Source organism: Mycobacterium sp. E3305 (genome assembly GCF_001666785.1).
In the GTDB taxonomy this organism is placed as follows: domain Bacteria; phylum Actinomycetota; class Actinomycetes; order Mycobacteriales; family Mycobacteriaceae; genus Mycobacterium.
In genome coordinates, this window is the sequence record NZ_LZJA01000202.1 from 1 (window position 1) to 9,630 (window position 9,630).

Sequence of the window (9,630 nt, forward strand, 5' to 3'; positions counted from 1 at the left end):
CTCTGGCCGGCGTCGTCGCTGCTGGTGGCGATGGCCAGTTGGGCCCGGTCGTCGTCGGCGATACCGGCCGCGCGGCGCGGACTCGGCTCCTACGCGGTGCCGGTGACGTGCACCGTCGTGGCGCTCGGCGTCGCCATCCTGGGGCACAACTCACGGCTCGCTTCGACGCTCGCGGCGCTGAGCCTCGTCGCGGTCGCCGCGCGGCCGGTATCGCCGACGACGACCGGGCCCAACTGGCCATCGCCACCAGCAGCGACGACGCCGGCCAGAGTGCGTCCAGCGTGGTGCCCACCCGGTACGAACCCGCGGAGGTCTCGAATAGGTACGCGGTGTCGGCGACCGCAAAGCCCACCAGCCCGGCGACAAGCAATCCCCAGCGAAACTCGCTGCGCCAGCCCAGGACTGGCAGCATCCCAACGGCCAGAGCCAGCAGCACCAGATCGCCCCACGGGTAGACGAGACCCACCAGCACGGTGGCCGGCGTCTTGGCCGCGGCGGCGTGCATGGGTCCGGCCCGCAGCGCGGCGGCCAGCGCGGCGATGGCCAGCGCGCACACCAAAGAATCGAGGCGGATCGGCATCGGCACCCGCTTCAGGTGCGACCGCATCAGCAGCAGAATCCCGGCGAAGACGAACGGATAGAACGCCAGGTATTCGGGATCGGCGACCGACGGCGAATGGGCGTTGGGTACCCACAACGCATAGACGACGTCACCGAGCGCCGAGAGCGCCATCCCGGTTGCGATCATCGACCACGCGACCCGGTCGGCCCTGAGGCGGTATGCGCGAAGGGCGATCAAGCCGGCCGCCACCAGGTTCAACGCCGAATACAGGGATTTGGCGAAGAAGACGCTGTGGCTGGCATCCGGGAAGAGGGCGCTGGCCGCGGTGAAGGCGAGCACGCCAATCGCCAAGGCGGCCAGCGCGATCCGGATCGCCGTCGGTGGCCATCGAACGCCGTCGCGGCCATCCTGTGGCTGCGCCCGTTTTGGCGCCGTCAGGTCGGCGGCTCGTCTGAGCTTCGGGGCGGTGCTTGCCTCCACCACGGCGTCCACCACCGGGGACGACGCGGTCAGCTGGTCGACCGAAAACGAGTACGCGAGCGGCAAATCGGGCACAAAGCTGCGAACGCATTGGCCGCCTTCGCGTTTGGCCGTATACATGGCCAGGTCGGCGTGGCGGAGGAGCTGCTCGACGCTGCACTCCGAATCGGCCGTGGCCACCGTGAAGCCGACGCTCGGCCGGACCGGGATGGGAATGCCGTCCACCAGGATCGGGGTGTGGAACGCCTCGAGAACCCGATGCGCCGCCTCGCGCAAGTCCTCGACGGAACCCTCGAGCAGCACGGCGAATTCGTCACCACCGAGGCGAGCGGTGACGCAGTTGTCGCCCAAGGTGGCGGTGAGCCGCGCGGCCACCTGGACCAGCAGTTCGTCACCGGCGGGATGACCGAGGGCGTCGTTGACGGATTTGAAATTGTCGAGGTCTAAGAACAGCATCCCGATGGGTACGGCGTCGAGTTGTCGACGGGCGACGGCCTCCTCCAGCCGCTGCAGGAAGTAGGCCCGATTGGCCAGTCCGGTCAGGCTGTCGCGGAAAGCTTCCCGCGCGACCTCCGACAACAGGCTCTGGTTCTCCATCAGGACCACGAACTGCCGCGCGAGCACCGCGGCCACCAGGATTCCCAGCGCGAACAGCAGCGGCCCATGCGCCATCAGCCCCACCGCGTGGGCGAGTCCGACCGCGGAGGCAATCACGAGTGGCAGGTAGGGCAACCACAGGCGGGTGCGCGAGCGGATCTGCTCGCCGCGTGACGCCGGCAGCGGCGACTCGTTGAGGCTGGCGAGCGCGGCCAGCGCGATCATTGCCAAACCGGCCACCCTGCCCAGGTCCGCCACGGCGCTGACCTGGTAGGTGCCGACCCCGCTCCTGAACACCGTCGCGATGTCGGCGACGCTGATCGTTGCCACTCCGCCCGCCAGCAGATTGCGGCTGGGAATGTCTCCGGTCACGCCGCGTGCCAGCAGCAGGATGGCGATGGTCAGTAGGACGACGTCGTTGAATACCTCGGCGACCGTTGCCAGCCGCGGGCCGCTTTCCACCCGCAGCTCCTTGTCGAGCACCAAGGCCCACGACACGACGAACAGGGAGGTCGCCACGATCAGCCCGTCGAGCAGCAGTCGCCGCGGGCTGTGGCGGGACACGCGCGACAAGAGCGCGAGCGAGGCCATGGCGCCGAAGGGCCAGAGCAGCAGCACGATCTCGGCCTTGGCCGGGTGTGTGACGTGGGCGAGTACCGGACGCGCCTCGTAGACGGCCCAGATCACCTCGCCGACCGCCCAGCCCACCAGGGCAATCAGCATCGCCAGCCAGCCGAACCTGTGCCGTCCGGTCGCGGAGCAGGCCGCGCGGCCCGCGCATGCCGCCCCGAACAGGAGACACAGCGCGAGCACGATCTCGTCCACCGGCCGGGTCGCGTAGGCGCCCTCCCAGCCGGCGAGCGACGACGTGACCACCAGCGCGGCCGCCAGAGCGTAGCTGCCGAGCACGGCCCAACCCAGACGCGCGGGCAGCCCTAACCGCCGCCACGGATTTCCCGCCCAGGGTTTCATGCCCGCTCCAGCCGATCGGCGCCGTGTGGTGAGCAACCGAGGAGTTCACCGCGCGTTACAGGAGAATAAACCTCCACGCGGCGTTCGGGGTCAACGCCGCGTGAGTACCACAACCGGGATCGGCCGCGACGTTTTCTTCTGGTAGGCCGTGTATCGGTCGCCATTGTTCTTGTTGACGATCTGCCATAGCCGCGGGTAGTCGGGATCGTCGGGCAGCACGGCGCGGGCGGTTACCGCCAAACGCTTTGGCCCCACGTTGATTTCCACATCCGGATGCTTGCGCAGGTTGTGATACCAGCCGGGTGCCCGGGGGTCGCCGCCCTTGGAGGCGACGATGAGGTAGTCGTCTCCGTCGCGCGCGTAGGTGAGCGCCGCGGTTCGGCGCTGTCCCGTCTTGGCGCCCACGGTATGCAACAGCAGGCTCGGTATCAGCAGCATGCGGTGGCCGATCCAGCCGTTCGACTTTCGATAGACGGCGTCGTGTACGCGCAGGATCTGGGGCAGTAAACCCTGCTCAACCCAGGACGGAAATGCCATTCGCCCAGTATTACTGGCTGGCGTCGATGCGGGCCAGGGCCGATCGCAGGATGTGCGCGGTGGCGTCCCGGTCGGGGTCGCGGCGCAGGAGCATGCCCTTGGCGACCGACAGCTTGTCGCCGTTGCGCCGGGGCAGCACGTGCAGGTGGATGTGGAACACCGTCTGGAAGGCGGCGCTGCCGTCGTTGATGGCGATGTTGGTCGCGTCGGCCAACTCCGTCGCGCGGGCGGCGCGGGCGATCCGCTGACCCATGGTGACCATGCCGGCCAGTGTTTCCGGGGGTGTATCGGTGAGGTCGACGGTGTGCCGCTTGGGAATCACCAGGGTGTGGCCGCGGGTGAACGGCCGGATGTCGAGGATGGCCAGGTAGTCGTCGTCTTCACAGATCCGGATGGCCGGGGCCTCCCCGGCGACGATCGCACAGAACACGCAGGACATGTCGCCCACGGTACTGGCCGGTGCGATGCGGGGGATACGCTGCCGCAGTGGACGCTCGCGACGTGGCTTTTGCCGGCGCCGCCGCTCAGGTCAGGATGCTGGCCGACGGTGAACTGACGGCGCCCGAGCTGCTCGAGATCTACTTGGACCGGATCGCGCGGATCGACAGCCAGCTGCGCTGCTACCGCGTGGTGCTCGCCGACAGCGCGCGCTATGAGGCCGCCGTCGCGCAGGACCGCCTCGACGCCGGCGAGCGGCTTCCCCTGCTCGGCGTGCCGATCGCGATCAAGGACGACGTCGACGTCGCCGGCGAGGTGACGACGTACGGCAGCGGCGGACACCGGCCCGCCGCGAACTCCGACGCGGAGGTGGTGCACCGGCTGCGCGCGGCGGGCGCGGTCATCATCGGCAAGACCAACGTGCCCGAGCTGATGATGTTCCCCTACACCGAATCGCTGACCTTCGGCGCGACCCGCAATCCCTGGAACCCCAGGCGCACCCCGGGCGGCAGCAGTGGCGGCAGCGCCGCGGCGGTGGCCGCGGGCCTCGCTCCGCTGGCGCTGGGATCCGACGGTGGCGGCTCGATACGCATTCCGGCGATCTGGTGCGGCCTGTTCGGCGTCAAACCGCAACGGGACCGGGTGTCGCTGGAGCCCCACGACGATGCCTGGCACGGGCTGAGTGTCAACGGTCCGCTGGCGCGCTCGGTGCTCGATGCCGCGATGTTTCTCGATGCGACGTCGACGGTGCCGGGGCCCGAGGGTGAGTTCGTGGCGGCGGCGACCCGTGCGCCCGGAAGGCTGCGGATCGCCCTGAGCACCAAGTCGCCGACGCCGCTGCCGGTCAGGGTCGGCAAGCCGCAGCTGACGGCGGTCGAACAGGCCGGCGCGTTGCTGCGCGACCTGGGCCACGAGGTGATCACCGCCGACCCCGACTATCCACCGTCGGCCATCATGACCAATTACCTGCCGCGCTATCTGCGCGGCATCAGCGACGACGCCGATTCGCTACCGCACCCCGAACGCCTGGAAGCCCGGACCCGCAACCTGGCGCGCGCCGGTTCGTTCTTCTCGGATCACCGCATGACCGCCCTCCGCGAGGCGGAGCCGGCGGTGACCGCCCGGATCCAATCGATCTTCGACGACGTCGACGTCGTCCTCACGCCGGGCAACGCGACCGGCCCCTCGCGCATCGGCGCCTACCAACGCCGCGGCGCGGTGTGGACGCTGCTGGCGGTGGCGCAGCGGGTGCCCTACCAACAGGTCTGGAACCTGACCGGCCAACCCGCCGCGGCCGTGCCGTGGGACTTCGACGGTGACGGCCTGCCGATCGCCGTGCAGCTGGTGGGCCGCCCCTACGACGAGGCGACCCTGTTGTCGTTGGCCGCGCAGATCGAATCCGCCCGGCCGTGGGCGCACCGCCGTCCGCCGGTGTCATAACGGCTGCGCCTCATCGATTGCGCCGGCCCCATCGCCGGGCTTCGCCGCGCTCGCGTTCGACGCGATTTCGCGCCAGGCGGCCAGCTTGGTGTCCGCCGGCACGGCGTGCGCCGGGCTCGTGGACGGCAGCCGCCGGTACTGGACCCGCTCGTCGGCCTGGGCCAGCCTGCGGTAAAGCTCGGCGGCCTTGGCGCCGTTGAAGTACACCCGCGCGATGGCGGGATACCGAGCGTACAGTCCGCGGAAGTCGTTGACCACCAAGCTTTTCGGTTCGATCGCCGAGTCCGCGCTGCCGGCGCGGCGGCATGCGCGCACCACGTCCCAGAGGGCCACACCGGCCGATTGCAGCGCGGCCAGCCGCGTTTCGTAGGGCGCGGCCGGGTCGAAGCCGAACAGCTCTGCGGTGATCGGCCAGAACGCATTTCGCGGATTGGCGTAGTAGTGACCCACCGCCAGGGATTGCACGCTGGGAAACGACCCCAGGATCAGCACGCGGGCGCGCTCGTCGACGACAGGCGGGAATCCCCGCAACAGTGGTGCGCTCATCGCTTCACATCATGGCGCGCGTTGTACGTTGGCGAAGTGGAGGACGACGGTCACAACGGCGCCGGCCCGCACATCGAGGATCTGCTCGACGGACTCGAGGGCAGCGCACGCACCGAGCGGGCGGAATTGGTGGAGTGGCTCCTGGAGCAGGGCATCACTCCGGAGGAGATCAGGACGACCAATCCGCCACTGCTGCTGGCGACCCGCCACCTCATCGGTGACGACGGCACCTACGTGTCCACCCGGGAGATCAGCGAGACCCACGGCATCGACCTGGGCCTGCTGCAGCAGGTGCAGCGGGCGATCGGTCTGGCGCGAATCGACGACCCCGACGCCGTCGTCCATATGCGCGCCGACGGTGAAGCCGCCGCCTACGCCCAGCGTTTCGTCGAGCTGGGCCTGGACGCCGAGCAGGTGGTGCTGGTGGTCCGGGTCCTCGCCGAAGGCCTGTCGCGCGCGGCCGAGGTCATGCGCTACACCGCCCTCTCGGCGATCATGCGGCCCGGCGCCACCGAGCTCGAAATCGCGAAGGCCTCGAAGGCGTTGGTGAGCGAGATCGCACCGCAGCTGGGCCCGATGATCCAGCACATGTTGTTCCTGCAGCTGCGCCACATGATGGAGACCGAGGCGGTCAACGCCGCGGAGCGCGCCGCCGGCCAGCCGCTGCCGGGGGCGCGCGCGATCACCGTCGCGTTCGCCGACCTCGTCGGTTTCACCCGGATCGGCGAGGTGGTTTCCGCGGAGGAATTGGGGCATCTGGCCAACCGGCTCGCGGCGCTGGCCCGAGACGTCACGGTCCCGCCCGTGCGCTTCATCAAGACGATCGGCGACGCGGTGATGTTCGTCTGCCCCGACCCGCTGCCCATGCTCGACGTGGTCTTGAAGCTCGTGGACGCCGTCGACTCGGACAACGATTTCCCGCGGCTGCGGGCGGGCGTGGCCTCCGGCATGGCGGTGAGCCGGGCGGGGGACTGGTTCGGCAGCCCGGTCAACGTCGCCAGCCGGGTCACCAGCGTGGCGCGCCCGGGCACCGTGCTCGCGGCGGATTCGGTCTGGGAGACGGTCGGTGACACCGGCGAGTTCAACGGCTCGTTCGCCGGTGCGCGCCGCCTCAAAGGCATCAAGAACGAGGTGAAGCTGTTCCGGATTCGTCGCGGCGACGGATCCAACGGCGACGACTGATATGGGAATGCTGCCGGAATGCTGCCGACATGGGCAGGCCCGGACGACACTAGGGGGCGTTTGACTCCGTCATGCGCGGGTCCTACGCGGCCGGTTTTCTACCCTGACTTCCGGCGCTTGGAATTGGTCGTTTCCGGGCCTGCTTCGCTACCAAAAATACAACTTTGATCAGCCCATATCAACGGTTTTTGGGCAGTCGGATCGGGGCTTGGCGCGGGGCCGCGTCGTGGCGACGGGTTCGCCGGGGGCGAACACGGTTCCCTTGCACGTGCAACGATGTAATCATGTAATTATGAAATCGCACCACACGCACGGCCGGCGCTACGGCCGCCCCGGCGGCTGGCAGCAGGCCCAGCAACCCGACGCCAGCGACGCCGCCGAATGGTTCGCCGGACGCCTGCCCGAGAGCTGGTTCGACGGCGATCCGACGGTCGTCGTCGACCGCGAAGAGATCACCGTCCTCGGACGGCTGCCTGAGCTCGAGGGCTCGGAGAAGGAAGAAAGCGAGGCCCGCGCCGAAGGACGCGCGTCGCGGTTCCGCGAGGAAACCCGTTCGGAGCGAATGCGCATCGCCGACGAGGCGCAGGATCGCTATGGCCGCAAGGTTTCCTGGGGCGTCGAGGTCGGGTCGAAATCCGGCTCGGAGCGAATCCTGTTCACTCACATCGCGGTACCGGTGATGACGCGCTTGAAGCAACCGGAACGGCAAGTGCTCGACACGCTGGTCGACGCCGGCGTCGCCCGGTCGCGTGCCGACGCCCTCGCCTGGTCGGTCAAGCTGGTCGGCGAACACGCCGAAGAATGGCTTGCCAAGCTACGCAACGCCATGTCGGCCGTCGACGACTTGCGCGCCGAAGGGCCGGACCTCCAGTCGTAGGCGAAAAGCGCGCTGCGCCTTGGGTTTAGGGCTCGCTACCCGTTGTCGACTTTCGCGACGATCTTGTCGACGATCTGGGTGCCCTGATCGCTGATGTGGTATCCGCAGGCGTTGACGTCGACGACGACGTTGTTGGCCGCGCTCATCGCGCGCTGGCACTCCCAGCCGTCGGCGCCCTCCTGGGTGTCCAGCACCGCGATCTTCGGCGGGTCGCCCTGAATCTGGGCGAACGTCCACCGATACGTCTTGCCCTTGTTCGTCACGGTCACCGTCTTGCCCGCGCAGCCCTTCCACTTTCCCGCCGAGGTCTCCAGGAAAGCCTTCGCCTTGTCGGCGGACGGGAACAGGACAACGGCCTGATTGACCCAATGGTCGTAGTTGTCTCCCGGCTCCGACGACACCAGCCCGCTCACCGCTGAGTAACCGGTGCCCGAGTACACCGGGCTCTGGGTGGTGTACAGCGCGCCCTGGCAGTCGGGCTGCGACACCGTCAGCGACGAGGTGTCCATCGACTGAATGGGCTTGCCGGGCTCCATGGTTGACGATCCCATGACGGAGTTGACGTCCGAGGCGCCGAGCAGAAGCGCGCTGAGGCGCTCGGCGGGTATCGGGTCGGGTGCCGGCGCCGGCTTGGGTCGCACGAGAAACCAGATGCCCACGGCACTGGCGGCGACGACGACGACCAGTGCGGCGACACCGGCGATGATGGGCCAGGGGTTGCGTCGTTTGGGTGGGGGTTGGTTCCAGGCGGGTGCGCCGGTGAATTGGTGCGGGGCGTGTGGTGGGGGGCCGCCCCAATTGGGGCCGGGGGCTTGGTAATAGGGTGGTGCGCCCGGCAATTGTGGGGTGTCGGTGCTGTGGTGGTTGGGTGACAAGGATCAGCGATGAGTGATGAGCAGGCCTCGCGGGTGGGCACGGATTTCGGGCCCTATCACCTAAAGCGGCTGTTGGGCCGGGGTGGGATGGGCGAGGTCTATGAGGCCGAGCACACCGTCAAAGAGTGGACGGTCGCGGTCAAGCTGCTCTCGGAGACCTTCAGCAAGGACCCGGTGTTTCGGGAGCGGATGAAGCGCGAAGCCCGCACCGCCGGTCGTTTGCAGGAACCGCACGTGGTGCCCATCCATGACTACGGCGAAATCGACGGGCAGATGTTTTTGGAGATGCGCCTGGTCGAGGGCACCGACTTGGACAGCGTGCTCAAACGCTTCGGCCCGCTGGCCCCACCGCGCGCGGTGGCCATCATCACCCAGATCGCCTCGGCGTTGGATGCCGCCCATGCCGCCGGGGTGATGCACCGCGACGTCAAACCGCAAAACATTCTGGTCACCCGCGATGATTTCGCCTATCTGGTGGACTTCGGCATCGCCAGCGCGACCACCGATGAAAAGCTCACCCAGTTGGGCACCGCGGTCGGGACGTGGAAATACATGGCCCCGGAACGCTTTTCCAACGCCGAAGTCACCTACCGCGCCGACATCTACGCCCTGGCCTGCGTGCTCTACGAATGCCTCACCGGCTCACCGCCGTACACATCCAGCAGCGCGGGGGCGTTGGTCACCGCCCACACCATGAATCCCATCCCCCAGCCCGGCGCGTTGCGGCCCGGGATTCCCAAGGCTTTCGATGCGGTGATCGCCCGCGGGATGGCCAAGAAACCCGCCGACCGCTACGCCAGCGCCGGCGACCTGGCCCTGGCCGCCCACGAAGCGCTCAGCGACCCCGACCAAGACCACGCCGCGACCATCTTGCGCCGTAGCCAAGAAGCCACCCTGCCCGGCACCGTCGTGACACCTCCCCCGCCGCCACCGACCTCGGCCGCCAGCACGCCGCCGCCCAATCCGCCGCCCGGCTCCACCCCGGTGCCCGCGCAGGGCGCCCCGGCCTGGCGGCCCGAAAGCGGCCCCATCCCGGCCGCCACCCCACCGACGGCCACCGCTACTCCGGCTCGTTACTCCGCGAAGGGGAAGACTGGTACGAACGGGGGCCACTTTGGCAGCCG

Annotated in this window: 8 protein-coding genes and 1 pseudogene; 4 read left to right on the forward strand and 5 right to left on the reverse strand. The window is 68.8% G+C overall.

Annotation, left to right across the window (positions count from 1 at the left end; translation table 11 throughout):
- From A5701_RS19065 to A5701_RS19075, 3 genes are all read right to left on the reverse strand, one after another.
- Positions 1 to 2,611, reverse strand: a 2,611-nt coding sequence (locus tag A5701_RS19065) for a GGDEF domain-containing protein (protein ID WP_231972856.1), incomplete at its 3' end; no start/stop codon positions are given.
- A gap of 90 nt (positions 2,612 to 2,701) precedes the next feature.
- Complete coding sequence (locus A5701_RS19070) at positions 2,702 to 3,148, reverse strand: nitroreductase family deazaflavin-dependent oxidoreductase (RefSeq protein WP_067757193.1); 447 nt, start codon at positions 3,146 to 3,148, stop codon at positions 2,702 to 2,704.
- Between the two features lie 10 nt (positions 3,149 to 3,158).
- Entirely contained in the window at positions 3,159 to 3,587 is a 429-nt protein-coding gene (locus A5701_RS19075) for an HIT family protein (protein WP_067757213.1), read from the reverse strand.
- Between the two features lie 47 nt (positions 3,588 to 3,634).
- Here A5701_RS19075 and A5701_RS19080 point away from each other — a divergent pair, with 47 nt between their 5' ends.
- Positions 3,635 to 5,026 (forward strand): amidase, encoded by a 1,392-nt coding sequence (locus A5701_RS19080; protein ID WP_082950288.1) that lies wholly within the window; start codon positions 3,635 to 3,637, stop codon positions 5,024 to 5,026.
- Here A5701_RS19080 and A5701_RS19085 read toward each other — a convergent pair.
- Positions 5,021 to 5,572 carry a DNA-deoxyinosine glycosylase gene (locus A5701_RS19085; protein ID WP_067757199.1) on the reverse strand — a complete coding sequence of 184 codons (552 nt, stop codon included), beginning with the start codon at positions 5,570 to 5,572 and terminating at the stop codon, positions 5,021 to 5,023. The two genes, A5701_RS19080 and A5701_RS19085, sit on opposite strands and share 6 nt — an antisense overlap.
- A gap of 36 nt (positions 5,573 to 5,608) precedes the next feature.
- On the opposite strand from A5701_RS19085, the gene A5701_RS19090 reads away from it, so the two are divergent.
- Positions 5,609 to 6,754 carry an adenylate/guanylate cyclase domain-containing protein gene (locus A5701_RS19090; RefSeq protein WP_156670166.1) on the forward strand — a complete coding sequence of 382 codons (1,146 nt, stop codon included), beginning with the start codon at positions 5,609 to 5,611 and terminating at the stop codon, positions 6,752 to 6,754.
- A 292-nt stretch (positions 6,755 to 7,046) separates the two neighbouring features.
- Positions 7,047 to 7,631: a hypothetical protein gene (locus A5701_RS19095; protein WP_067757210.1), complete on the forward strand. Its 585-nt coding sequence runs from the start codon at positions 7,047 to 7,049 to the stop codon at positions 7,629 to 7,631.
- Between the two features lie 35 nt (positions 7,632 to 7,666).
- Here the strand turns inward: A5701_RS19095 and A5701_RS19100 are convergent.
- A pseudogene (locus A5701_RS19100) lies at positions 7,667 to 8,476 on the reverse strand (sensor domain-containing protein); the annotation flags it as partial.
- A 39-nt stretch (positions 8,477 to 8,515) separates the two neighbouring features.
- Here A5701_RS19100 and A5701_RS19105 point away from each other — a divergent pair.
- The coding region (locus tag A5701_RS19105) for a serine/threonine-protein kinase (protein ID WP_231972857.1) at positions 8,516 to 9,630 on the forward strand (1,115 nt) is incomplete at its 3' end.

Coding starts and splice junctions, on each gene's coding strand:
- A5701_RS19070 (WP_067757193.1), bottom strand. CDS start 3,148: ATGGCATTTCCGTCCTGGGTTGAGCAGGGTTTACTGCCCCAGATCCTG.
- A5701_RS19095 (WP_067757210.1), top strand. CDS start 7,047: ATGAAATCGCACCACACGCACGGCCGGCGCTACGGCCGCCCCGGCGGC.
- A5701_RS19085 (WP_067757199.1), bottom strand. CDS start 5,572: ATGAGCGCACCACTGTTGCGGGGATTCCCGCCTGTCGTCGACGAGCGC.
- A5701_RS19075 (WP_067757213.1), bottom strand. CDS start 3,587: ATGTCCTGCGTGTTCTGTGCGATCGTCGCCGGGGAGGCCCCGGCCATC.